Annotated in this window: 20 protein-coding genes; 13 read left to right on the forward strand and 7 right to left on the reverse strand. The window is 60.8% G+C overall.

Annotated features, from left to right (window positions below; translation table 11 throughout):
• Positions 1-957: AraC family transcriptional regulator (locus ABL914_RS07715; RefSeq protein ID WP_391562597.1), on the reverse strand; the 957-nt coding region annotated here is incomplete at its 3' end.
• 100 nt (positions 958-1,057) lie between these two features.
• On the opposite strand from ABL914_RS07715, the gene ABL914_RS07720 reads away from it, so the two are divergent.
• The 3 genes from ABL914_RS07720 (at position 1,058) to ABL914_RS07730 (ending at position 2,667) form a co-directional block, all read left to right on the forward strand.
• Positions 1,058-1,963, forward strand: a complete 906-nt coding sequence (locus ABL914_RS07720; RefSeq protein WP_391562598.1) for a TauD/TfdA dioxygenase family protein — start codon at positions 1,058-1,060, stop codon at positions 1,961-1,963.
• On the forward strand, positions 1,960-2,385 hold the full coding sequence (locus ABL914_RS07725) for a GFA family protein (protein WP_391562599.1): 426 nt from the start codon (positions 1,960-1,962) through the stop codon (positions 2,383-2,385). The genes ABL914_RS07720 and ABL914_RS07725 overlap by 4 nt, the downstream gene beginning before the upstream one ends.
• A gap of 150 nt (positions 2,386-2,535) precedes the next feature.
• On the forward strand, positions 2,536-2,667 hold the full coding sequence (locus ABL914_RS07730) for a hypothetical protein (protein ID WP_391562600.1): 132 nt from the start codon (positions 2,536-2,538) through the stop codon (positions 2,665-2,667).
• A gap of 17 nt (positions 2,668-2,684) precedes the next feature.
• Here the strand turns inward: ABL914_RS07730 and ABL914_RS07735 are convergent, their stop codons facing one another.
• Positions 2,685-3,506, reverse strand: coding sequence for a hypothetical protein (locus tag ABL914_RS07735; RefSeq protein ID WP_391562601.1), 822 nt, complete (start codon positions 3,504-3,506; stop codon positions 2,685-2,687).
• Complete coding sequence (locus ABL914_RS07740; RefSeq protein WP_391562602.1) at positions 3,506-4,624, reverse strand: serine hydrolase domain-containing protein; 1,119 nt, start codon at positions 4,622-4,624, stop codon at positions 3,506-3,508. The genes ABL914_RS07735 and ABL914_RS07740 overlap by 1 nt, the downstream gene beginning before the upstream one ends.
• 63 nt (positions 4,625-4,687) lie before the next feature.
• On the opposite strand from ABL914_RS07740, the gene ABL914_RS07745 reads away from it, so the two are divergent.
• Complete coding sequence (locus ABL914_RS07745; protein WP_391562603.1) at positions 4,688-6,361, forward strand: NAD+ synthase; 1,674 nt, start codon at positions 4,688-4,690, stop codon at positions 6,359-6,361.
• Between the two features lie 248 nt (positions 6,362-6,609).
• Positions 6,610-7,638, forward strand: a complete 1,029-nt coding sequence (locus ABL914_RS07750; protein ID WP_391562604.1) for an aspartate-semialdehyde dehydrogenase — start codon at positions 6,610-6,612, stop codon at positions 7,636-7,638.
• Positions 7,639-7,671: 33 nt separating this feature from the next.
• Here ABL914_RS07750 and ABL914_RS07755 read toward each other — a convergent pair whose 3' ends face one another.
• Both ABL914_RS07755 and ABL914_RS07760 read right to left on the reverse strand, forming a co-directional pair.
• Positions 7,672-10,365: a [protein-PII] uridylyltransferase gene (locus ABL914_RS07755; protein WP_391562639.1), complete on the reverse strand. Its 2,694-nt coding sequence runs from the start codon at positions 10,363-10,365 to the stop codon at positions 7,672-7,674.
• A gap of 41 nt (positions 10,366-10,406) precedes the next feature.
• Positions 10,407-12,119 (reverse strand): class I adenylate-forming enzyme family protein, encoded by a 1,713-nt coding sequence (locus tag ABL914_RS07760; protein WP_391562605.1) that lies wholly within the window; start codon positions 12,117-12,119, stop codon positions 10,407-10,409.
• 150 nt (positions 12,120-12,269) lie between these two features.
• Here ABL914_RS07760 and lgt point away from each other — a divergent pair, with 150 nt between their 5' ends.
• From lgt to ABL914_RS07785, 5 genes are all read left to right on the forward strand, one after another.
• Entirely contained in the window at positions 12,270-13,175 is a 906-nt protein-coding gene (gene lgt / locus ABL914_RS07765; RefSeq protein WP_391562640.1) for a prolipoprotein diacylglyceryl transferase, read from the forward strand.
• A gap of 7 nt (positions 13,176-13,182) precedes the next feature.
• Complete coding sequence (locus ABL914_RS07770; protein ID WP_391562606.1) at positions 13,183-14,253, forward strand: class I SAM-dependent methyltransferase; 1,071 nt, start codon at positions 13,183-13,185, stop codon at positions 14,251-14,253.
• Between the two features lie 103 nt (positions 14,254-14,356).
• Positions 14,357-14,974, forward strand: coding sequence for a 1-acyl-sn-glycerol-3-phosphate acyltransferase (locus tag ABL914_RS07775; RefSeq protein ID WP_391562607.1), 618 nt, complete (start codon positions 14,357-14,359; stop codon positions 14,972-14,974).
• Positions 14,967-15,758, forward strand: coding sequence for a DUF1295 domain-containing protein (locus ABL914_RS07780; RefSeq protein WP_391562608.1), 792 nt, complete (start codon positions 14,967-14,969; stop codon positions 15,756-15,758). The genes ABL914_RS07775 and ABL914_RS07780 overlap by 8 nt, the downstream gene beginning before the upstream one ends.
• A gap of 107 nt (positions 15,759-15,865) precedes the next feature.
• Complete coding sequence (locus ABL914_RS07785) at positions 15,866-16,270, forward strand: hypothetical protein (protein ID WP_391562609.1); 405 nt, start codon at positions 15,866-15,868, stop codon at positions 16,268-16,270.
• Between the two features lie 59 nt (positions 16,271-16,329).
• Here the strand turns inward: ABL914_RS07785 and ABL914_RS07790 are convergent, their stop codons facing one another.
• The gene (locus ABL914_RS07790; RefSeq protein ID WP_391562610.1) at positions 16,330-18,117 is read right to left on the reverse strand and encodes a bifunctional metallophosphatase/5'-nucleotidase; all 1,788 of its coding nucleotides are present in this window, start codon (positions 18,115-18,117) and stop codon (positions 16,330-16,332) included.
• Between the two features lie 115 nt (positions 18,118-18,232).
• On the opposite strand from ABL914_RS07790, the gene ABL914_RS07795 reads away from it, so the two are divergent.
• Complete coding sequence (locus ABL914_RS07795) at positions 18,233-18,868, forward strand: TetR/AcrR family transcriptional regulator (RefSeq protein WP_391562611.1); 636 nt, start codon at positions 18,233-18,235, stop codon at positions 18,866-18,868.
• Between the two features lie 64 nt (positions 18,869-18,932).
• Positions 18,933-19,343 (forward strand): acyl-CoA thioesterase, encoded by a 411-nt coding sequence (locus ABL914_RS07800; protein WP_391562612.1) that lies wholly within the window; start codon positions 18,933-18,935, stop codon positions 19,341-19,343.
• Between the two features lie 78 nt (positions 19,344-19,421).
• Here the strand turns inward: ABL914_RS07800 and gyrB are convergent, their stop codons facing one another.
• Positions 19,422-21,947 carry a DNA topoisomerase (ATP-hydrolyzing) subunit B gene (gyrB, locus tag ABL914_RS07805; protein WP_391562613.1) on the reverse strand — a complete coding sequence of 842 codons (2,526 nt, stop codon included), beginning with the start codon at positions 21,945-21,947 and terminating at the stop codon, positions 19,422-19,424.
• Positions 21,948-22,053: 106 nt separating this feature from the next.
• Here gyrB and ABL914_RS07810 point away from each other — a divergent pair, with 106 nt between their 5' ends.
• Positions 22,054-23,460: a M20/M25/M40 family metallo-hydrolase gene (locus ABL914_RS07810; RefSeq protein WP_391562614.1), complete on the forward strand. Its 1,407-nt coding sequence runs from the start codon at positions 22,054-22,056 to the stop codon at positions 23,458-23,460.
• The last annotated feature ends 19 nt before the right edge of the window (positions 23,461-23,479 follow it).

Here is a 23,479-nt window from a genome sequence, read left to right on the forward strand (position 1 = left end):
CCGCCACCGCGAAAAGGCACTCAGGCTCGAATACCCGGCCAATTCGGCGATTTCAGTCAGCGAATGAACCCCCGCTTCGAGGTAACCCGCGACCAGATCGCGCCGAACCTGATCGACAATCGCCGAAAAGCTGGTCCCTTCCCGCGCCAAGCGGCGGTGGAGCGTGCGGCGATCAATGCCGAAGCTGCGCGCGGCCCGGTCAACCTGGCATTGGCCGCGTGGCAGCAATTGCTGGACGATTTCACCGGTCCTGTCGGCGTGGCTGCGGCGGCGGGTTCCGGCCACCTGACCCAGATAGCGTTCAAGTTCGCGCGCCATTCCCGGATCGGCTCCGGCAATCGCGCGATCAAGCTCGGCCCGGCGCAGCACCAATCCGCTGCGTTCTGCGCCGAACACCGGCACCAGCCCGAAATGCCGCAAATGCGCGGCTACGGTTATTGGGCGGCGGTGGCTGCACAGCACCATCTCGGGCCACCAATCCGGGCCTAGCAGCCCCTTGAGCAAACGGGTAACCGAGGCCAGCGACAATTCGACCGATTGCGCCCCACCGATGGGCATCCCCGGCGCAAGCACAATCTCGATAATCGCCACGCCGGCATGTTCCTCGAGGTGCATTTGTACGCTTTCGGTCTGAACCCAGCCGAACCGCATCAACCAATCGAGCGCACCGCGCACATCGTGCTGTTCACGCATCGCCAAACCCACTGCGCCCAGTGTCGCAAAACCACGCACATCAGCCATGGACAGCCCAAAATCGGGCATGCCGGATTCGCGCGCGGCATCTTCTAACAGCAGCACCACCGCCCGGGCCGGTAAACGCAATTCGCGGTCCGTCAGCGCGCCAGCAGGAAGCCCATGACGCGCCAGCAAAGCAAAAGGATCAAGGCCGCCGGCCTGCGCAGCGGCAGCAAAACCATCAAGAACCCCGGCACGGGTAAAGGCAGCAGTTTCGGACATATTTGTCCCGAAAAGCTAAAAGAACGTCCCGAAATGTCAAATCATGCTACCGGATCATTGCTATCGAAGGGAAAATCACAAGCTTTACCCGGAGACGATCATGCTGCAGCGCCTTGAAACCCGCGATTACACCAGCTTTCGGATCGTGCCGCGCACTCCGGTAATCGGCGGCTGGATCGAAGGCTGCAATCTGGCAGATCTGGATGAAAGCGGACTGGCCGAACTGCGCGATGCGCTGTGGCACTACGGCGTGCTGTTCGGGCGCGGCCAGAACCTCTCGTTCGAAGCCATGAAGCGCGTTGCGCTGGCCTATGGCGATCGGCTGGAGGAGCATACCTTTGCCCCGACCAAGGCCGATGAGGGCCACCCGGAAGTGGTGGTGATCGAGCGGCTTAATACCGATCAGGCCAAGGCGACCACCGATCTTTGGCACCACGATGTGCTTTCGCGCAAGCATCCCAACATCATGTCAATCCTGCAGGCTGAACAGGTCCCATTTGGCGCCGATACGATGTGGGCCAGCATGGTTTCAGCCTATGAACGGCTGCCGCTCGGGCTCAAATTGTTGTTTGAAAGCATCGAGATTGAGCATGATTCACTCTATCTGATGTTGCGGCATGATTTTGGCGATCCAACGATTGTCGAGAAGATCATCGCCAACCGCGAACACGCGGTACATCCGGCTGTCGTGCGCCATCATGCCACCGGCAAACCCTGCCTGATGGTGGGCGATGCCTATGTTCAGCGGATAAAGGGCTATGAGACGAGCCAGTCCGAAGCGCTGATAAAGCTGGCCAACGAAATGTCCAGGATCCCGGAAATTCAGGTGCGCCACCAATGGGAACCGGGTGACGTGGCGATCTGGGACAATTTCGGGACCAGCCACTACGGCGTTTCGGCCGATATCGGTGCGTCGCTGCGCCGGCTTCACCGGGTGGCTTCATGGTCGGAAAGCGTGCGTCCCGAACCCTATTGCATCGCACCGCTGGCGCAGGCCGCCGAATGAAGATCGACGGCCAGTGCCACTGCGGCGAAATCGCCTGGGAGGCCGAGATTGATCCGGCTCGGATCGTGATCTGCCACTGCACCGATTGCCAGGTGATGGGCGGCGGCGCATTCCTGTGGGGCGTGCCGGTGCCGCTGGATCAGCTCACTTTTCTGCGCGGTACGCCCAAGGCCTATCGCAAGCAGGGTACCACTGGCGCGTGGCGGCGGCTGCATTTTTGCGCAACCTGTTCTACCCCGCTTTACGGCACCGAAGACGCCGCACCGCAAACGGCATCGCTGCGGCTGGGATCGTGCAATCAAGCCCGCGAGTTCACTCCGGCCTTGCAGTTGTGGCACCGCTCAGCGCTCGATTGGGTGGATCAGTTGGGTGCGGTTCCGGCAATCGAAACCCAGCCCGGCGGGCTTTACAGCGATATCTAGCGGCCCAGGGTCAAGACCTAGTTCCTCCCCTTACATTCGCGCGCCTTTTCCCCCATATAAGAAAGGGGTTTTCAGCGCACCAATTGCGTTGGTTGTCCAACAGCCTGATCTACGCCGCCAGACCAAGGTCTGCCATAGAAGGATAATCCAATGGCCAAATCGCAGAAAAAATCGAGCCGCGAAGTGCGCAAGCCCAAGGCCGAGAAGGTCAAGACAAACGCCTCCAAGCCCAGCGAAAAGACCGGCGTGGTGCGCGGGCTGGACAATTTGAAGAACAAGTAGGTTACGCCAGGGAGACTTCAGGTTTCTGTATAGCGAACAAGGACCACGTCCTTGCCGCGCAGCACCTGCGCAAGACTTTCGGCAGCATCAGCGGGAGCTTCGCCGTAAATTGGCACCAGATCTTGTGCCAATTCTTTGGCCAGATCTTCAGAAAGCGGCTGGTTCCGCCAGAAGCCAAGGAAGCGCGAGCCAATCCCGAACAGTTCCAGGCCAAATTTTTCGTGCAAGTGCGCGGCCAAGGCATAGTTCTGCATCGGGTTGAGATCAGAGGTGAAATAGCCGTTGGGCAGGGCCGCAAGTGCTTCGGCAGCAGATCCCACTGGCACAAGCTGGATCAGCACTGCGCGTTCCAAGGCCAGATCGAGGGCTTTTTCAGCCTGGCGGTTGATGGTGACCGGATCGTTGGCCATGCCCGGCTCTGACCAGAACAATAGGCCAGTCAGATCGCCTAGCGATAGTCCTTGGGCGCGGGCCAGCAAATTGGCCAATCGGATTGGAAATTCCGATGGGGTTGAAAGATAACCACGATGCTCTCCGGCTTCAAAGGCTTCGGGGTCAAGCCCAGCAAGGTCATGCCCCTCGATCTCGTCCAGTTGGTTCGAAAGTGTCGTATGTCCGCAAGTGTAGCAAGCCTGTTCAAGATCATCGAGTGTGGCCAACACCCGCTGGGCGGGATGTGCCGCCTGCAGGGTGCGCAGTTCTGTTACCAACCCTTTGAGCGAGGAGACGTTGCGGGCGACAAAGCCATCGCACAAAATCGCCATAAAGGTGCGCGGCCGTTCTTCGGCAAAAGGCGTCAGCGTCAGCGGCTTACTGCCGCCCAGGCCGAACAGCGCCATCACGCGTAAGCCATCCGCTCCAGCGCTCCAAAACACGCCAAGGCGCCCGGATCGCCAAATGGTGAAAGCTGGCTCATCATCACGCCGCCCAGCCCGGCGGCCGGATCGATCCAGTAATAGCTGTTGAAGATCCCGGCCCATGCAAGGCTGCCGGGGCTGCGCCCATTTGGTCCGGTTTCCGGGTTGATCAAAAAGCCCAGCCCCCAGCCGGTGTGCTGATCGGGGAAGGTATCATAAGGCTGGGCCAGATTGGGCATGGCGCTGCCCATATATCCCGCGCGCAATGGGGCCACCTGATTACGCCCCATTTCGGCCACGCCGGCCGCGCTCAACACGCGGTTTCCATCCAGCTCACCCCCGCGCAGCATGGCGCGCACAAAGCGGGCGTAATCAGGCGCTGTGCCGATCAGTCCGCCGCCGCCCATTTCAAATTCGCCCCCGCCCAGAAACATCGGCTGGAGTTTCAAAACGCCACTTTCATCGCGGGTATGAACCTGCGCCGCGCCTTCGGGCAATGCGCCATAAAACCCGGTCCGTGTCATGCCCAGCGGGGCAAAGACATGCTGCGCCATATATTCACCCAGGCTGCACCCCGTGGCGGCTTCCACGGCCAGACCGACCCAATCGGTTGCTACAGAATATTCCCAACTGTCCCCCGGATCGTACATCAAAGGCATGCGGATCGATGCCTTCGATCCTGGCGAAGGCATGCCCACGGCGGCAAAGTATTGCAGCACCTGCGGATGAATGAAGAAGTAGCCCAGCCCCGCAGTATGAGTCAGCAAATGGCGCAGCGTGATTGCCCGCGCGGCAGGGCGCAATTGCGGCTTCCCATCCCCATCAAATCCGGTCAGCACCTGCGGATCGGCCAGATCGGGCAGCACCGCGCCAATCGGCGCATCAAGATCAAGCTTGCCCGCCTCTACCAGTTGCATTGCAGCCAGGCTGACCAGGGCCTTGGTCATGCTGGCGATCTGGAACTGGGTGTCTACCTTTACCGGGTTCTGGCTGGCGATGTCGGTCACCCCGTGACCTTCGCTGAAGCGCACCCCATCGCGGTCCACAATCATCCCCACTGCACCGGGTAGGTTGGCAGCTGCAAAGGCTTGTTCAAACATCGGGCTTACTCTCCTCCACTATCGTCCATTGGCTAACGCGTTCCTTGGCCCTAGGAAAGCACAATGGTCGATACCCTTTCCATCACGCTCGCTCAGCTCAACCAATCCGTTGGCGATATTGCCGGCAATGCCAAGGCCATGCTGGCCGCGCGCGAACGGGCCAAGACGGCCGGGGCCGATCTGGTGGTGTTCCCCGAAATGCAGCTTGTTGGCTATCCGGCCGAAGACCTTGTGCTCAAGCCCGCCTTCGTCGCCCGCGCAGCCGAACTGCTGGAGGCGATGGCCAAGGTGACGGCGGACGGCGGAACTGCGATGCTGGTCGGCTCGATCTTCGTGGTCGATGGCGCATTGCACAACGGCGTGGCGCTGCTGGATGGAGGCAAGGTTGCGGCGATCCGGCTAAAGCACGAGCTGCCCAATTATGGCACTTTCGATGAAGTGCGCCTGTTCCAGCCCGGCCCCCTACCCGAACCGATCGGGTTCAGGGGCGTGATGATCGGCCTGCCGATTTGCGAAGACGTGTGGCACCCCGATGTTTGCCGGCATCTGGCGGATTTCGGGGCAGAGCTGCTGATCTGCATCAACGGCAGCCCCTATGAAATCGATAAGGATACCTTGCGGATCGAAGGCGTGGCGCGGCGCCGCGCTGCCGATACCGGGCTGCCACTGGCCTACCTGAACCGGGTTGGCGGGCAGGATGAACTGGTGTTTGATGGCGCAAGCTTTGTGGTGGGCAGCGATGGTTCGGTCGCGGTGCAGATGGCTGATTGGGTGGAACAGGAAGTCACCACCCGCTGGACCCGCACCGGCCTAGGTCAAAATGGCGGCTGGGTCTGCGCTGCTGGCGCGGCGGAACGGCTGGCCGAACACCCCGAAGACATTTACTGCGCGATGGTGCTGGCGCTGCGCGATTATGTCGATCGCAACCGTTTCCCCGGCGTGGTGCTGGGCCTGTCGGGCGGGATCGATAGTGCGATCTGCGCCGCGATTGCCGCTGATGCGCTGGGGCCGGACCGAGTGTGGAGCGTGATGCTGCCCAGCCGGTTCACCAGCCAGCTCAGTCTCGATCTCGCCACCGAATGCGCCCGGATGATCGGCTGCCGGTATGACACGATACCGATTTCACCGGCGGTCGATGCGTTTGATACAATGCTGGCGGGCAGCTTTGCCGATGCCGAATACGATATCACCGAGGAGAACGTGCAATCGAGGATCCGCGGCGTTACCCTGATGGCGCTCAGCAACAAATTTGGCCCGATGCTTCTGACCACCGGCAACAAAAGCGAGATGAGCGTAGGCTATGCCACGATCTATGGCGATATGGCCGGCGGCTACAACCCGCTGAAAGACGCCTACAAGATGACCGTCTTTGCGATCAGCGAATGGCGCAATCAGAACAAGCCAAAGATCGGGCTTGGCCCCGACGGCCCGGTGATGCCGGCCGGGATTATCACCCGGCCCCCATCGGCCGAACTTCGCCCCGATCAGAAGGACGAAGATTCGCTGCCGCCATACCCGGTGCTCGACAAGATCCTGCTCGGCCTGGTCGAACACGAAAAGAGCGTCGATCAACTGGTCGCCGAAGGGCTGGACCGCGATGTGGTGGTGCGGATCGAGCGGCTGCTTTACATCGCCGAATACAAGCGCCGTCAGGCCCCGCCGGGGGTCAAACTGGGCACCCGGAACTTTGGGCGCGATCGCCGGTATCCGATTACCAATGCGTTCCGGAGCGCCTGACGCACGATCCTTTCGCGCTGCACCGCAGCAAAGGCCTTGCCATTGCGCAAAGTGCGGGCTAGGAGCGCGCTCTATGTCGATCATGCCGATCATGACCATTACCACCAAACCGACCGCATGCGCGGGACCGGTTGTGGGGATGCGTAACTAAGGCACCCGGCAACCCGCCCCGCGAAGAGCAGGCGGGGCATCCAGTTCAGGATCAGAACAACCCCCGCTTTGCTCTCCCCAATTGAAAGAGTAGCATCATGGTTCATCGTTTCACCCCCGGACAAAAGCTCAATCTGGGCATCGTCGGCGCGACCGGCGTGGTTGGATCGGCCATGCGGGCAATCCTGAAAGAGCGGACCTTCCCCATCAAGCAGCTGCGGCTGTTCGCCTCGGCGCGCTCAGCCGGCAAGGTGATCGACAGCGTGACCGTGGAAGACGCCGCGACTGCCGACTATGCCGGGCTGGATATCGTTCTGTTCAGCGCTGGGGGCGCAACTTCCAAAGCCCTGGCAGCCAAGGTTGCCGCCGCCGGGGCAATCGTGATCGACAATTCCAGCGCCTTCCGGTCCGATCCGCAAGTGCCGCTGGTGGTGGCCGAAGTGAATTCCCATGCCATGGCCGATCTGCCAAAGGGGATCATTTCCAACCCCAATTGCACCACCATGGCGATGATGCCGGCGCTGAAACCGCTGCATGATGAGGCCGGGCTGATCCGGATCGTGGCCAGTACATACCAGGCCGTATCCGGGGGCGGACAGGCAGGGATCGATGTTCTGGCCAGCCAGCTGGCGCATGTCGGCAGTTCGGCAGCGCAGCTGGCCGCGGGCGGGCATGACGATCTGCTGCCCGCAGCTGAAAAGTGGGCCGTGCCTATCGCGCACAATGTGGTGCCGGTGAACTATGTTCTGGGCGAGGATGACTATACCGAGGAAGAGCTGAAGCTGCGCGATGAAAGCCGCAAGATCCTGGACATCCCGGGCTTGCCGGTATCGGGCACCTGTGTGCGAGTGCCGGTGTTCACCGGGCATTCGATATCGCTCAACGTTGAATTCGAACGCCCGATCAGCGCCGCACGCGCGCTCGAACTCTTGGCCAAGGCCCCCGGCGTGGTGCTTAGCGCTTGCCCCAACCCGCTGGAGGCAACCGGCAAAGACCCGGTGTTCGTCGGCCGCGTCCGGGCCGATCGAACCGTGACGCATGGCCTCGCGCTTTTCGTGGTGGGCGATAACTTGCGCAAAGGCGCCGCGCTCAACGCGGTGCAGATTGCCGAGGCGCTGATCGGGTAGTTCGTTGTCCCGGGTCCGCCCCGGGACAGCACATTAAGCCGCCACCTCAACGCTCTCTTCATCCGCCGCCTCAAGCAGCCGCTTCTCGACCGCTTTCAGCCGCGCCCCTGCATCAACCTTTTCACCCAGCAGGTCGGTAACGTAAAACGTATCGACCGCGCGTTCGCCGTATGTTGCGATGTGGGCAGAATGGACCATCAGCTTGGCTTCGAACAGCGCCCGGGCCAACCGGCTGAGCAGCGCCGGGCGATCGCGGGCGTTGATTTCCACCACGGTAAAGCGGTTTGAGGCGGTGCTGTCGAATTCTACGCTGGGCCGCACATCGAAGGCATCGGCGCGCGGACGGGCATTGGGGCGCGCCGTAAGCTGGGCAACCAGCTTGACCCGGCCAGACAGCGCATCGGCGATCATGGTCTTGATCCGGGCCAGCTGTGCGCTTTCCGAAAACGGCCGGCCGAGCGGATCCTGGACCAGAAAATTATCGACTGCCATGCCGCTGCGCGTGGTGTGGATCCGTGCATCGATGATGTTGCCGCCGGCCAGATGAATGCCGCCGGCGATCCGGTAGAACAACCCGGGATGATCGGCTGCAATCACCGTTACCAGTGTCGCCCCGCGGGCAGCATAATACTCGCAGTGGACATCAAGCGCGGCACCCTTGGCCCGATCCAGCTGGATCAGGTTCATCGCCACGATATCGTCGGGTTCGGCGATCCAGTAGGCATCGCCAAACTGCTTGGCGTATTTGCCGACCAGCCCCTTGGCCTTGCCCAGCCGCTCGGCCACTTGCGTCTGCTTGGCCGCCACGCGGTGTTCACGCCCGTGCTGAACATGACCCAGGCGCAGGCGTTCTTCGGCCGCATCATACAGCTCGTGGATCAACTGGCGCTTCCAGCCGTTCCACACGCCCGGACCAACAGCACGGATATCAACGATGGTCAGCATCGCCAGCAACCGCAGCCGCTCGGTCGATTGCACTTGCGCCACGAAATCGGTGATCGTCTTCCAATCGGCCAGATCGCGCTTGAATGCCACCGCGCTCATCAGCAGGTGCTGGCCGACCAGCCAGGACACAAGGTGGGTTTCCTCCTCGCTCAGTCCCAGCCGCGGACACAGCTTCAGCGCAACTTCGGCCCCCAGCACCGAATGATCGCCGCGCCGCCCCTTGGCAATATCGTGGAGCAGAATCGAGGCATAAAGCGCGCGGCGATTGACCACCTTGTGGACGATCCCGGTGGCCAGCGGGTGTTCGCCCTTCATCTCGCCCTTTTCGATCCGGGCCATCAGGCCAACTGCGCGGATCGTATGCTCATCCACCGTATAATGGTGATACATATCAAACTGCATTTGCGCGTTGACCCGGCCGAAATCGGGCACGAACCGGCCAAACACGCCAGCTTCGTTGAACCAGCGCAGTGCGGTTTCGGGATCGTGGCGGCTGGTCAGCAGATCAAGGAACAGCGCATTGGCGCGGGGATCATCGCGCAGCCCATCGACCATCCGGGCATCGCGCAGCGCCATCCGCATCGCATCAGCGTGGATTTCAAGGCTGTTGGCATCGGCCAGTACGAATATTTCGATCAGACGCACCGGATCTTCGGCAAACCAGGTGTCAGAAGGCACCGTAATCTTGCCGCCATAGACAACATAGCCCTTGAGGTTGCGCTTGCGCGCGCGGAACCCTGCCAGCAGTCCGCGCGGGGCCTTCGTCCCGGATTGCTCATCAAGCTGGGCCAGGAACAGCCCGGTCAGGTGCCCAACCCGCTTGGCTTGCAAAAAGAAGTACTGCATGAACCGTTCGACCGCACTTTTGCCTGGCCGATCGGCAAATTGCATCCGCGCCGCCACTTCGCGCTGCTGGTCAAAAGTCAGCCGGTCCTCGGCCCGGCCCGTAATGGTGTGAAGGTGGCAGCGGACCGCCCAGAAAAAGTTCTCAGCCCGGCGAAAGGCGCGGTATTCGCTGGCGCTGAGCAGTCCGACATCGACCAGTTCGGAAACATCGCGCACATGGTGGATATATTTGCCGATCCAGTAGAGCGTATGGAGATCGCGCAGACCGCCCTTGCCCTCTTTGACATTGGGTTCGACGACATAGCGGCTATCGCCTAGCCGTTTGTGGCGTTCGTTGCGTTCGGCCAGCTTTTCCGCCACGTATTGCCGCTCGGTCCCGGCGACAACTTCGGCCCAGAACCGGCGCTGGGCATCATCGAATAGCGCCTGATCGCCCCAGACATAGCGCCCTTCCAAAAGCGCAGTCCGAATTGTCAGATCGCTTTTCGCCATCCGCACCATATCGTCCAGACTGCGGCTGGAATGGCCTACCTTAAGCCCAAGGTCCCACAGAAAATAGAGCGTCGCCTCGATCACCTGTTCGCACCAGGCGGTTTGCTTGCCGGGCGTGATGAAGCCCACATCAACATCAGAATGCGGCGCCATCTCGCCGCGGCCATAGCCCCCTACTGCCATGATGCTAAGGCGCTCACCCGAAGTGCGGTTGTGCGCGGCGTAAAGATCGCCCGTCACGTGATCGTGGATCAGCCGGATCAACTGATCGACCAGAAAGGCCTGGGCCTCGGCGCTATCATGCCCGGCCGAAGGATGCAGCGCCAACCGCCGGGCAATCTCTTCGCGGCCCGCCATCAGCGCCCCGCGCAGCAGTTCGACAATTTTGGGCCGGGCCTTGGCAGCGCCGTTGGCTTCGACCAGTTCCGTGATCGCAGCCGCCATCACCCGCCGGTCAATCACCGCGCGCTGGTTCTGGATGCGGCTCACGCCCCTGCTTTCTGCTCGCTTTCCCACACTGTCAGGTAACGGGCTTTGAGCGTGCGCTTGTCAACCTTTTCGGTGCCAAGCCGGGGCAGGGTCTCGCGTTCCTGCCACAGCCGGACCGGCACCTTGAATGCTGCAATCCGGGTCAGCAAAAATGCCCGCAACTGCTCCTCGCTGACCTCGCGCCCGTCCTTGGCCAGATAGACGCCGGTTGGCAGTTCGCCGAACTTTTCATCCGCCATGCCAAACACGCTGGCTTCGGCCACATCGGGGTGGGCATAGATCGCCTCTTCCACTTCGATGCAGCTGATATTTTCGCCGCCGCGGATGATGATGTCTTTCTTGCGATCGACTATGAACAGATAGCCGTCCGCATCAAGATAACCCAGATCGCCTGATCGGAAGAACCCATCGGGCATGATCGCCTGCCGGGTTGCTTCGCTGTTGTTCCAATAGCCGTTGAAATTGCAGATCGAGCGGATCGAAACTTCGCCCACCTGGCCCGAATCCAGCTGGTCGCCTTCATCGTCAAGAATGCCAATTTCAACCAGCGGCTTGCTGGCCGTGCCGGTCGATCCGGGCTTGGCCATATAATTTTCGTTTAGATTGCCGCAGCCCACGGCGTTGGTTTCCGTCAGGCCATAGCCCAGCAACGGAAAGGCGTGCGGCAGGGCTTCCTTGATCTTGCCCACATGATCGATCGGCCGCGGCGCACCGCCAGCGGCAAAGGCTGTGCAACTGGTCAGATCATAGTTTTCGCGGTTGGGGTGGGTGGCAATCTCAAAGCTCATCAAGGGCACGCCCACAAAGTAGGTAACCTTTTCAGCCTCGATCAGGCGCATCGCCTCTTCAGCGTTCCACTTCGGCATCATCACCAGCTTGCGGCCGATCACAAAGCTTTGCAGGAACAGCGGAACCTCTCCCGTCACATGGAACAGCGGCACATTGACCAGACTGCAGGGCTGCACGCTGGGTGCCTCGCCCTTGTCGGTCATATGGGTCAACACCATCAGCGTCTGACCCACAAAGCTGAACGTCCCTTGCACCACCGCGCGATGATCGGACCAGGCCCCTTTGGAAAGGCCGGTCGATCCCGATGTATACAGGATCGTGGCAGGATCATCACCGGTCAGATCCGGCAGCGGCGTATCCGCGCCGCCGCCGTTAGCCAGCAGCGCAGCCAGCCCTTCCCGCCATGAACAATCGTGCGAGAATTCAACCACTCTGGTGGCCAGGCCCAGATCGGAAATCCGCGCGCCGCGCTGGGCATCAGCCAGAACCAATTTGCACCCGGCCAGATCAATCCCGGCGGCCATTTCATCACCGCTCCACCAGCCATTGAGCAAAGTGGCACAGCCGCCGGCCATCACGGCGGCCATATAGGCAATAATCCAGTTGGTTGAATTGCGCGCGGCGATCCCGATCCGGTCCCCTTTTTGCACCTGATGCCCGGCCACCAGCCCGCCCGCTATGGTGCGGGCTGCTTCATAGGCCCCGGCAAAGGTTGTGCGGATCGGGCCATCGACCAGAAATTCAGCCTCGCCGTGCTGCGCACAGAAATGCGCGAACAGCGCCGGCAGCGTCGGCGGCGCATTCTTGAGCAGCGGCAGCTGGCGGCCAAAGCGTTCGTATGGAACGGTTTCCAGCATGGCGCCGGGCGCGGTCAGCCGATCGACCACATTGGTAAGGGCATTGTCGAGTTCGCTGGCCATGCGGCATCCTTCTTTGTTTTTATGGTGCGAAAGCGCGGCCCTTTTCCGCTCTTCCAAATCCTGTTCCCAATCGCGCCACGGGGGTTTGTCTATCCTTTGGCGCTGTGCCACAAGGCGCGGCGTAACCTTTCCTAGGGGGTTGAATTGTTGCTGTCACTATCGTTGCAAGGCCTTGCCGCCGCAGCTGCCGATGCGCCGCTGAACTGGCAGGATTTTGGCCTGAAGCACTATCTGTTTTCGCTGCCCACCCCGCTGGGCGAATTTCAGCTGCGTTGGTACAGCCTGGCTTATCTGGCGGCGATAATCTTTTCCTATTGGCACGTATCAAAGGCCTTGAGGGCACCCGGCGCGCCAATGGCGCAGCGCCATTCCGATGATCTGTTCTTCTATGGCACGCTGGGCGTGATCCTGGGCGGAAGGTTGGGCTATGCCACTTTCTATACAGGCGGCGATACCGGCCTGCCCAGCCTGTGGGGTCAACCCGGCGAACTGCTTAAGCTGTGGAACGGCGGGATGAGCTTTCACGGCGGCTTGATCGGGGTGGTCGTGGCGATCGCCTGGGTCTGCTGGCGGGGCAAGCTCAACTTTTTGCGGGTTTGCGATTATGTTGCGGTGGCGGTGCCGGTTGGCATGTTCTTTGGCCGCTTGGCCAATTTCATCAACGCCGAACTGTGGGGCCGGGTCGCCGGGCCCGATGTATCGTGGGCCATGATCTTTCCTGGCGCCGGCGATCTGCCGCGCCACCCCAGCCAGCTTTACGAAGCCGGGCTTGAAGGCCTGCTGCTGGCCGCGGTGCTGATGTACCTGTTCTGGCGGACCCGCGCGCGGTGGAAGCCGGGCCTGCTGGTGGGGATCTTTGCCGCCGGGATGGCGCTGGCCCGGTTCATGGTTGAATTTTACCGTGAACCTGATGCCCAGCTTCAGGAATTTGCCCGCAGCACCGGAATGTCGATGGGCCAATGGCTGACCTTGCCGTTGCTGGCAGCCGGGCTGTTCTTTGCGATCCGGGCAATTTCGCGCCCAGAATTGAACAGCATCCCGCCCATTCCCGAATGACCCCGGCATGAGCAAGGCGGCAGACAGCGAACCGTTGGGCGAAATCTTCCGGCGGTTGATTGGCAATACCGGCCCGATCAGCCTGATGCATTATATGGGCGAGGCCAACGCGCGCTATTATTCCAGCCGCGATCCGCTGGGTGAAGCCGGCGATTTTGTCACCGCACCCGAAATCAGCCAGATGTTTGGCGAACTGATCGGGCTGTGGCTGGCTGATATGTGGATCAATGCCGGCCGCGAGGAGCCGGTCCACTATGTGGAACTGGGCCCCGGGCGTGGCACCCTGGCAGTCGATGCCCTGCGTGCGGCGCGGCGCTATGGGCTTGAGCCTTCAATCCATTTTGTTGAAGCTTCAACCGCGCTGAAGGATATTCAGCTGGCCAATGTGCCGGGGGCACAGTGGCACCACGATCTTTCTACTGTGCCGATGTATGGCCCGGTGCTGATCGTCGCCAACGAATTTCTCGATGCGCTGCCGGTCCGCCAGCTGGTGATGACTGCCGATGGCTGGCGCGAACGGATGGTGGTGCCAGATGGCGCTGGAAAAGATGGGCGGTTCGTCTGTGTGGCCGGCAGCCAGCCGATGGATGCAGCCATTCCCGAAGCACGCCGTCAGGCAGAGGTTGGCGCAATCATCGAAACCTGCCCCGGCGCGGCGGCGGTGGTTTACGAGGTAGCGGGCCGGCTAAAGGATCAGGGCGGCGCGGCGCTGTTCATCGATTATGGGCACGATCAGCTGCGCGATGGATCCAGCTTGCAAGCCGTGCGCGATCATTTGAAAGTCGATCCATTCATCCTCCCCGGTGAGGCCGATCTGACCGCCCATGTCGATTTTGCCACATTGGCGCCGATCGCCCAATCGCGCGGGGTACGCTGGCTGGGCACGGCCGCGCAGGGCCGGTGGCTGAGGAACCTGGGGATCGACGCCCGCGCCCAGGCCCTGGCCCAGATCGCGCCTGAACACGCCGCAGCGCTTGATCTGGCCAAGGACCGACTGGTTGGCGAAGGCCAGATGGGTGTGTTGTTCAAGGTGATGGGCCTGGCGGCACCGGGCTGGCCCGGCGGTGCCGGATTTTAGGATCGCAACGGATAGGTTCAAAAGGGACGTGGCTTTCCGCCGCGCTAGTGATTAGCATACCGCAAAACGGCCCCAGCCAATGGGTGCCACGGGAGAGCCTTGGATGAAGACGGCAGAGCCATCGCTGCTCTCACGCCTGATGCGGCGGTTGATTTTTGCGCTGTACCGGCGGCGGGGTTATCGCCTGGTCGAAACCAACCAGCCACCCAGACGCTGCGTGATGATCGGTGTGCCGCACACCTCCAATTGGGATTTCGTATTTTTCCTTGGTGCCGTGACAGAACTGGGAATCAGACCCAGCTTCATGGGCAAGCACACCCTGTTCAAATGGCCGATGACCCGGTTCATGTACGATATGGGCGGGGTTCCGGTTGATCGCAGCGCCAAGGGCCGCAATTATGTTGATCAGGTGGTCGATGCCTTTGCCACCGCTGAAGATCTGGCGCTGGTCGTCGCCCCCGAAGGCACCCGCAGCGCAACGCGGCCGTGGCGATCAGGTTTCTATCACATCGCCCACAAGGCCGGGGTCCCGCTGGTGCCGGCCTGGGTAGAAAACAAGACCGGCCGCGGTGGGATCGGCCCGGCCATCATGCCCAGCGGCGATTATGCCGCAGACCTTGAAAAGCTGCTGACCTATTACCAATCGGTCATGCCCGGGCATCCGCGCTGGGCCCTGCTGGAAGCCGCGATTGTTGAGGAACGGAGCGCTACCCATGCTTGAAATGCTGACAATCAACCTGGCTGTCGATGCGGTGATGATGGTTCTGCTGTGCGCAATCGCAGTGCGGATCGATGATGTTTCATTCATCGATGCCGTTTGGGGCTTTGGCATGGTGGTGCTGGCAGCGGCCAGTTGGCTGCAATTGGCCGATCCAGGCCCGCGCGCCGGGCTGATCCTGGCGATGACCGCGATCTGGGGCTTGCGTCTGGCGCTGCATCTTTACACGCGCTGGCGTGCGCACGGCGAAGATCCGCGATATGCCAGAATGTTGGGCAAAGCGCGTGAGCAGGGCCGCTATGGCAGCGCTGCGTTCAAGGTTGTATTTGGTCCGCAAGCGCTGCTGTTGTTCATCACCAGCCTGCCGGCCCAGCTGGGCATTCTGGCGGGCACCCAGCCTGCCCCGATCGGGACACTGGCCTGGGCCGGATTTGTGCTGTGGCTGACCGGGATGGTGTTTGAAACGCTGGGCGATGCACAACTTAAGGCGTTCCGTGCCGATCCTGCCAGCAAGGGCAAAGTGCTGGATTCCGGCCTGTGGCGCTACACCCGCCACCCCAACTATTTTGGTGATGCCTGCGTCTGGTGGGGGATCTGGCTGGTGGCCAGCGAAAGTGGCAGCGGGATCGCGCTTGCCAGCCTGATCGGCCCGCTGTTTCTGACTTTCACCCTCACCCGCTGGTCGGGCAAGCCGTTGCTTGAAAAAGGTCTGAACAAGAACCGGCCGGGCTATGCCGACTATGTTCGGCGGACCTCTGGATTTGTCCCCTGGCCCCCACGATCTTGAAGCCTGGCGCGGCTGATCGCAATTCGTTTGGCGCACGCCCTGCGAAAGCTATAGTCCGACCACTTGCGCGGATTCGTTTTCCGGGCAGATTTCAGGAGGTTGCATCAATGCGTAAAGTTCTTCTCCCGTTGGCCGCGCTGGCCCTGGTCGCCGGCTGCAAGGGCAAGGAGCCCGAAGCTGCCGTCACCGATACCGCCGTGGCCGCCAGCGAGGCAGCAGCAGCCCTTCCGGCACTTCCAGCCGATCCCAAAGGCACCGTCAAACCCGAAGGCAGCTACACCAGCGGCACCGCCAAGCTGACCCTGGGCGCCGATATGAGCGCGGAAATGACCGACGCCGCCGGAGCATCGACCAAAGGCAAATGGGCCTGGTATTCTGATGGCAAGCGGATCTTGCTGACGGCCGACAAATCGGTCTGGGCGGTTGCCGATGGTGCGCTCTACAAAATGGCCAGCAAGGACGCTGCGCTGACCGGGATGACCGCCGATCAGGTCTGGGCCAAGGCTCCTTAAAACTTGCGGGCAACACCCAAAATGAAGGGGCGGCGTGAAAGCGCCGCCCCTTTTTTGCCTCAGTGCTTTATTTCAATCGCGCGAACATCGCTGGGGACGGCACGCGGTACATCTCCGCCAAGCCAGGATTCCAGCGCCGCGATATCGTTCATCGGGGCGACCACGGCATCGCGCAATCGGGCCAGCGCGGAAAAACTGTCACCGCCGTTGGCCAGAAAACTGTTGGTGGTTACCCGGTACGTTGCCGCTGGATCGATTGGTTGGCCGTTCAAGGTCATTGCAACGACCCGGTCCCCTGCGGGACGTGAAAGATCATAGCTGAACACGAACCCGGATGATGCGCTCAGCACCTGTTTGGGCTGAAGATCATCGAACCCGTTCTCCAGCACTGCCTTAAGCTCGGCCCCGGTAAGCGACTGTGTGATCAAGGCATTGTCGAAGGGCTGAACCGCATAGAGCTGCCCGAATGTCAGCATTCCGTCTGGACCAGGAACAAGCGTGTGCGGCGCACGAATTCCAAACGGATTCATGAAGGCGATCTGGGCACCCGATTTGCGGGTAGCACCCAGTTGGGCATCGGCAATCAGACTGCCAAGGGTTCCCCCGGTGTTGGCGAAATCCCCACCCGGACGTGAAACCTCACCGGCCAATTTGCCGGCCGGCCGCTGAATTTCGATCTTGGCTGCATCTGAATACAGCTGAACATAAGCCGCCACATCGCTGCGCGCGGCAAAGATCGGAAACAGCGCATTGGGTTCGATCCGGCCATTACGGTTTGCATAGCCTTCGCTTTGCACCACCAGATTGCGGGCCCGCTTGGCCACAACCCGGCCGGCGACCGGATCGATTGCCAGCGTTATATCGGTCACCACTTGCCCAAACACCCCGGCGCTGGTCAGCAGAAACGGCTTGGCCGGATTGAACTGCGCATAGTCACAGACATAGGACCAATGGGTATGGCCCGAAACCACCACATCAATTCGGGTATCAAGCCGATCCAGCACGGCCCGGATTCCGCCGGTAAGATTGGGGCAACCTTGCGGATCGGGGCGCTCTCCCTTGGTATAGCCGCCCTGATGGATCAGCAGCACGATTCCATCGGCCCCTTGCTCCTTCAATTGGGGAACAAGCGCGTTCACCGTATCGGCTTCGTCAGCAAAGGTGACGCCTTGCAAGCCTTCGCGCGATGACAGATCGGCGGTTTCCTTCAGCGTGATCCCGATGATGCCGATCTTGACCTGACCCTTGCCGGTCCCAAAGCTGCGGATCGCGCTGGCCGGGAACAGGGTTTTGCCATTAGGTTCGATGCTGTTGGCAGCCAGAAATTTGAATTTGGCCCCAGCAAATTGCTCGATCCGGCAGGGCTTGAGCGGGGTGAGCTGGCGGCATCCACCGTCTTGCTTACGCTTCAGCTCATCGCGGCCGCGATCAAATTCGTGGTTGCCCACGGCATTGAAATCAAGCCCGATCCGGTTCATCACCCCGATCGTCGGCTCATCGAGAAATAGCGACGAGGAAAGCTGCGTTGCGCCGATCAGGTCTCCGGCCGCAACGGTCAGGTGATTGGGGTATCTGGATCTGATGCTATCAACTGCGCTGGCCAGATAGGCGGCACCGCCGGCTGGAAGCTGCAAAACATCAGCCTTGTTATTGGGCACAAGAACTGAGGTTTTCGGCGGTTCCAATGCACCATGGAAATCGTTTATCGCGACAATTCCAACCGTAACGGGCTGCGGCGCCGCGGCGGCATAATTTGCGGCCGGGGTGATGCACGCCGCCAGCAAGGGCAGCGCGGCAGCAGGAAGCAGGCGGGCGAATCGCAATCGCGTGGGGTTTGGGCTGATCATGTCGGCATGCCTACCCACACCCTTGCGTATTAATCAACTAAGACAGTTTATTGAAAATTCGGACAAGGCATTCTATATCGCTTCAAACAAGCAAGCCGCTGGGGAGAAACACGGCATGGCAAGACCGCAAACCGACATCGAGGCTGGGCGCGAAGCGCTGATCGGCCATGTCATCGACATGATCGAAGAGCGAGGCAGCAGCGCGATGACCGTGACCGAAATCGCCGCGCGCGCCGGAATGTCGGCGGCCAACCTCTATCGCTATTTCGAAAGCAAAGAGGCTTTGATCGAGGCCGTGGCCGAACACTGGTTTCAGCCCAAGGTGGAGATCATGGAAGAAGTGGTCGCATCAGACCTGCCGCCACGCCGCAAGATGTACGAATTCTATGCCCGCCGTTTTGCCCGGATGATGACCGAATGGGAACGCGATCCGGTGGCCTTTGCCAGCTATGTAGAGCTGGGCAAGGAGAATTTCGAGCTGATCCGCGGTTATGTCGATCTGGGCGATCACTATCTGGCGATGATTATCGGCGAAGCGATGGCCGATGGCCATTTTGCCGACCTCGACGTGGACGAGGCGATCAGTCTGATAAACCAGATGGTCAGCGTCTATGTGAACATCGGCATGATGGAACTGGTCATGCCAAAGCTCAGCACAGAAAAGCTGGCCCGGATCATCGATGCCGTTTTCGATGGCCTTTCGGGGGCGGATCGCGGGGCCAAGGGGCTCAGCACGCTGCGCGCTGCCTGAATATTCGCGGCGTTCACCGCAGACAGTCTGGAAATTGCAACAAAGACGCATTACTAACAGTGGTGTGAACAAGCCCCTGCCTTATCTCGTCCCGATCCCGGTCGATCCAGCCGACATCGATTTCATGGGCCATGTCAACAACGCCTCCTACCTCAAATGGGTGCAGGATGCGGTGATCGATCACTGGCGGGCATTGGCCCCGGCTGAAGCGGTAGCGGCGCATCTGTGGGTCGCGCTGAAGCACGAGATCACCTATCGCCGCCCCACATTTCTGGGTGACGAGGTGATCGCCACGGTGCTGCTTGAAAAGTTTCACGGCGCACGGGCCTATTACGAAACGATCATCCGCCGCGGCGAGGATGTGCTGGCCGAGGTCAAATCAAGCTGGTGCTGCATTGATGCTGAAACGCTGCGCCCCGCGCGGCTGGCGCAGGACGTGATCGGAAAATTCTTCCCGGAACCGCAGCCCGAATAAGCCTCAAAAGCCTGTTCCACTTACGTGGAAACACTGCCGGGCCGGTGGTGGCCAATTTCAGCTTGAATGAAACAGGAACTAGACGTCCAGGTTCGCCACGTTGAGCGCGTTTTCCTGAATGAAATCGCGGCGCGGCTCAACCACGTCGCCCATCAGCCTGGTAAAGATTTCATCGGTTACGTCGGCGTCTTCAACCTTGACCTGGAGCAGCACCCGGGCAGCCGGATCCAGTGTGGTTTCCCACAATTGCTCTGCGTTCATTTCGCCCAGGCCCTTGTAGCGCGCGATCGCCAGCCCCTTGCGCCCGCCGGCCAGAACCGTTTCGAGCAGCTGCGATGGGCGGGCGATGCCTTCGTTCTTGCCGTCGCCGCGTGGTGCCTGCCGGGTTTGATCGTCGCCCATTTCAACAGCATTTTCGGCGGCCACTTCGGCAGGGGCTTCTTCCACCTGCCCGCTGCTGCGCACCAGCCGGGCAACGCCGGTATAGGCATCGGCCTGTTCAGCAGAAAGCCGCGCCAACTTGCGTGCTTCGGCGCTGGTCAGGAAGCTTGCCTCAATCGGGAAAGCATCAGTCACCCCGCGCCACAGCCGCTGGACCAAAACCGAACCATCATCGCGCAGGCCTGCGCTCCACACCGCTTCACGGTCAGTCAGGCCCATCAGCCTGGCAGCGCGCTGCAACGCGGCTTCGCGTGCCGATTGATCAAGATCGGGCGCAAAAACCCCGGCAATCGCCAGCGCTTCGATCACGGCAGGATCATAGCGCTTGGACACGAAGCCCATCAGGCTGCGCATCCGGCCTGCATGATCGACCAGCACCTTCAGATCGGCACCCGAACGCGCGCCGCCAGCGCTTTCCAGCACGCGCCCGGCAAGGCCTGCTTCGACCAGATATTCGTCCAGTTCGCGCGCGTCCTTCAGGTACACCTCACTGCGGCCTTTGCTTACTTTATAAAGCGGCGGCTGAGCGATGAAGAGATGCCCGGCCCGGATGATATCGGGCATCTGGCGGTGGAAGAAGGTAAGCAACAGCGTGCGAATATGGGCGCCGTCCACATCGGCGTCGGTCATGATCACAATCTTGTGATAGCGCAGTTTTTCAAGGTTGAACTCATCGCGCAGCCCGGTACCCATCGCCTGGATCAGCGTGCCCACTTCCTTGGACGAGATGATCCGATCAAATCGCGCGCGTTCAACGTTGAGAATTTTGCCTTTGAGCGGCAGGATCGCCTGGATCGCACGATCACGGCCTTGCTTGGCACTGCCGCCAGCCGAATCGCCTTCGACCAGGAACAGCTCGCACTTGGCGGGATCGCGCTCCTGGCAATCGGCCAGCTTGCCGGGCAGGCTGGCAATATCCATCGCGCCCTTTCGGCGGGTCAGTTCGCGCGCACGACGGGCGGCTTCGCGGGCAGCTGCGGCATCGATGATCTTGCCGACCACCGCCTTGGCATGGGCAGGGTTTTCCTCAAGCCATTCGCTCATCTTGTCAGCCATCAGGCTTTCCAGCGGCTGGCGCACTTCGGATGAAACCAGCTTGTCCTTGGTCTGCGACGAGAACTTCGGGTCCGGCAATTTGACCGAGACAATCGCGGTCAGCCCTTCGCGCATATCTTCGCCGGTCAGGCTGACCTTTTCCTTTTTGAGCAGCCCGGATTTTTCGGCATAACTATTTAGCGTGCGGGTAAGCGCGGCGCGGAATGCTGCCAGGTGGGTGCCGCCATCGCGCTGGGGAATGTTGTTGGTAAAGCACAGGACGTTTTCGTAATACGAATCGTTCCATTCCAGGGCCACTTCGATCCCGATCCCGTCACGCTCAGATGAAATCGCGATCGGATCTGGCAACAATGGCACCTTGTTGCGATCCAGATAGCCCACAAAAGCCCCAATCCCGCCTTCATAGAACAGGTTATGTTCTTTCGCTTCCTCGCCCCGCAGATCGCGCAGCAGGATCCGCACACCAGAATTGAGGAAGGCCAGCTCGCGATAGCGATGCTCCAGCTTTTCGAAATCATAGACGGTGACGTTCTTGAAGGTCTCTTCCGAAGCCTGGAATGTTACCCGGGTGCCCTTCTTTCCAGCAGGCGCGGGGCCGCGCACAACCAACGGACCCACCGCATCGCCGTAGGCAAATTTCATCCAGTGTTCTTCACCATCGCGCCAGATCGTCAGCTCCAGCCATTCTGACAGCGCGTTGACCACCGAAACGCCAACCCCGTGAAGCCCGCCCGAAACCTTGTAGGCGTTATCGTCACTGGTGTTTTCAAACTTCCCGCCGGCGTGCAGCTGGGTCATGATAACCTCAGCAGCGGAAACACCTTCTTCGCTGTGGATCCCGGTCGGGATGCCGCGGCCATTGTCTTCGACCGAAACCGATCCATCGGGATTAATCTCGATCAGCACCAGATCGCAGTGGCCGGCCAAAGCCTCATCAATCGCATTATCGGATACTTCGAACACCATGTGGTGCAGGCCGCTGCCATCGTCGGTATCGCCGATGTACATGCCGGGGCGCTTGCGCACCGCGTCGAGCCCTTTGAGGACCTTGATTTGATCGGCGCCATAGGCGTTGGCGTTTGGCAGGTTTTCAGGTGTTTCGGACATGCTGAGCATATAGGGATTGCCGGGCGATTTCGGAAGTGTGCCGCCCCCCTTCCATCCACAGGCATTTCGGGCATAACTGCATCTCAAATTCCGGGGAGGATGTCCGATGAAAAAGCTTGCCGCCGCTGCGCTCTTGCTGGGTGCTTCCGTCCTTGCCGGCGCTGCTGCACCGGCGCAGCGCCCGGACAGGCAAGACTTTCGCGAACTTTACAAGGAACTGGTTGAGACCAACACCACCCTTTCTGCCGGCAGCTGCACTGTGGCGGCCGCACGGATGGCGGCGCGGCTGAAGGCGGCCGGTATTCCTGAAAGCCAGATGACCCTGTTTTCGGTGCCGGAACATCCCAACGACGGCGGGCTGGTGGTGATCTATCCCGGCACTTCGAAGAAATCGAAGCCGATGTTGCTGCTGGCCCATATTGATGTGGTTGAGGCCAAACGATCGGATTGGGTGCGCGATCCGTTCACCCTGATTGAAGAGGACGGCTATTTCTATGCTCGCGGCACGGTGGACGACAAGGCCCAGGCCGCGATCTGGACCGACACACTGATCCGCTTCGCCAAAGAGGGCTACCGCCCCAAACGCACGGTCAAAATGGCGCTGACTTGCGGTGAGGAAACGAGCGGCGCGTTCAATGGCGCGGACTGGCTGACCAAGAACAAGCGCGAACTGATCGACGCCGAATTCGCGCTTAACGAAGGTGGCGGCGGGCAAAGTGATGGTAAAGGCAAGCTGATGGTCCAGACCGTTCAGGTGGGCGAAAAAGCCTATCAGGACTTCACCCTGACCGTCACCAATCCTGGCGGCCATTCATCCCGCCCGGTGCGCGATAATGCGATCTATGTGATGGGCGATGCGCTGGGCAAAGTGCGCGAATTCAAATTTCCGCTGGAATTCAACGACACCACCCGCGCCTTCTTTGCCCGCGCCGGTGCCAATCGCGGCGATGCGATGGGCAAGGCAATGATGACCTTGGCGTCCGATCCCGGCAATGCGGATGCCGAAGACATGGTCAGCACCGACAAGATGTACAATTCGATGCTGCGCACCACCTGCGTTGCCACGCTGATCGATGGCGGCCACGCACAAAACGCGCTGCCGCAAAAGGTGGTGGCCAACGTCAACTGCCGGATGTTCCCCGGACGCAGCGCCGATGAAACGCAAAAGTTGCTTGAAACGGCGATCGGAAATCCGCTGGTGAAAGTGGATCAAAAGGTTCGCGGCAAGCCGATCGCCAAGGCTCCGCCAATGCACCCCTGGCTGATCGGACCGATCGAACAGCTTGTCGCCAAACGCTGGCCCGGCATCCCTGTAATTCCGACCATGCTGACCGGCGCGACCGACGGAGTTTACCTGGCTGCGGTTGGCATTCCCACATATGGCGTCCCCGGCCCGTGGACCGATCCCGATGGCAACGGCACGCACGGCCTTAACGAGCGGATCGAGATCCGATCGTTAATGGAAGGTCGCGACTATCTGTATGATCTTGTGCGGCTGCTTTCGGGAAAATAGGCCGTGCTTGAATCACAAA

The sequence above is a fragment of the Novosphingobium sp. genome (assembly GCF_040079535.1).
Taxonomy (GTDB): domain Bacteria; phylum Pseudomonadota; class Alphaproteobacteria; order Sphingomonadales; family Sphingomonadaceae; genus Novosphingobium.

Bases quoted from the DNA above. Each gene is read 5' to 3' on its own strand.
- ABL914_RS07755 (WP_391562639.1), bottom strand. From the start codon at position 10,365: ATGGCGGCTGCGATCACGGAACTGGTCGAAGCCAACGGCGCTGCCAAG.
- ABL914_RS07775 (WP_391562607.1), top strand. From the start codon at position 14,357: ATGAAGACGGCAGAGCCATCGCTGCTCTCACGCCTGATGCGGCGGTTG.
- ABL914_RS07790 (WP_391562610.1), bottom strand. From the start codon at position 18,117: ATGATCAGCCCAAACCCCACGCGATTGCGATTCGCCCGCCTGCTTCCT.
- ABL914_RS07720 (WP_391562598.1), top strand. From the start codon at position 1,058: ATGCTGCAGCGCCTTGAAACCCGCGATTACACCAGCTTTCGGATCGTG.
- gyrB (WP_391562613.1), bottom strand. From the start codon at position 21,947: ATGTCCGAAACACCTGAAAACCTGCCAAACGCCAACGCCTATGGCGCC.
- ABL914_RS07760 (WP_391562605.1), bottom strand. From the start codon at position 12,119: ATGGCCAGCGAACTCGACAATGCCCTTACCAATGTGGTCGATCGGCTG.
- ABL914_RS07785 (WP_391562609.1), top strand. From the start codon at position 15,866: ATGCGTAAAGTTCTTCTCCCGTTGGCCGCGCTGGCCCTGGTCGCCGGC.
- ABL914_RS07730 (WP_391562600.1), top strand. From the start codon at position 2,536: ATGGCCAAATCGCAGAAAAAATCGAGCCGCGAAGTGCGCAAGCCCAAG.
- ABL914_RS07745 (WP_391562603.1), top strand. From the start codon at position 4,688: ATGGTCGATACCCTTTCCATCACGCTCGCTCAGCTCAACCAATCCGTT.
- ABL914_RS07725 (WP_391562599.1), top strand. From the start codon at position 1,960: ATGAAGATCGACGGCCAGTGCCACTGCGGCGAAATCGCCTGGGAGGCC.
- ABL914_RS07770 (WP_391562606.1), top strand. From the start codon at position 13,183: ATGAGCAAGGCGGCAGACAGCGAACCGTTGGGCGAAATCTTCCGGCGG.
- ABL914_RS07740 (WP_391562602.1), bottom strand. From the start codon at position 4,624: ATGTTTGAACAAGCCTTTGCAGCTGCCAACCTACCCGGTGCAGTGGGG.
- ABL914_RS07810 (WP_391562614.1), top strand. From the start codon at position 22,054: ATGAAAAAGCTTGCCGCCGCTGCGCTCTTGCTGGGTGCTTCCGTCCTT.
- ABL914_RS07780 (WP_391562608.1), top strand. From the start codon at position 14,967: ATGCTTGAAATGCTGACAATCAACCTGGCTGTCGATGCGGTGATGATG.
- ABL914_RS07750 (WP_391562604.1), top strand. From the start codon at position 6,610: ATGGTTCATCGTTTCACCCCCGGACAAAAGCTCAATCTGGGCATCGTC.
- ABL914_RS07735 (WP_391562601.1), bottom strand. From the start codon at position 3,506: ATGGCGCTGTTCGGCCTGGGCGGCAGTAAGCCGCTGACGCTGACGCCT.
- ABL914_RS07795 (WP_391562611.1), top strand. From the start codon at position 18,233: ATGGCAAGACCGCAAACCGACATCGAGGCTGGGCGCGAAGCGCTGATC.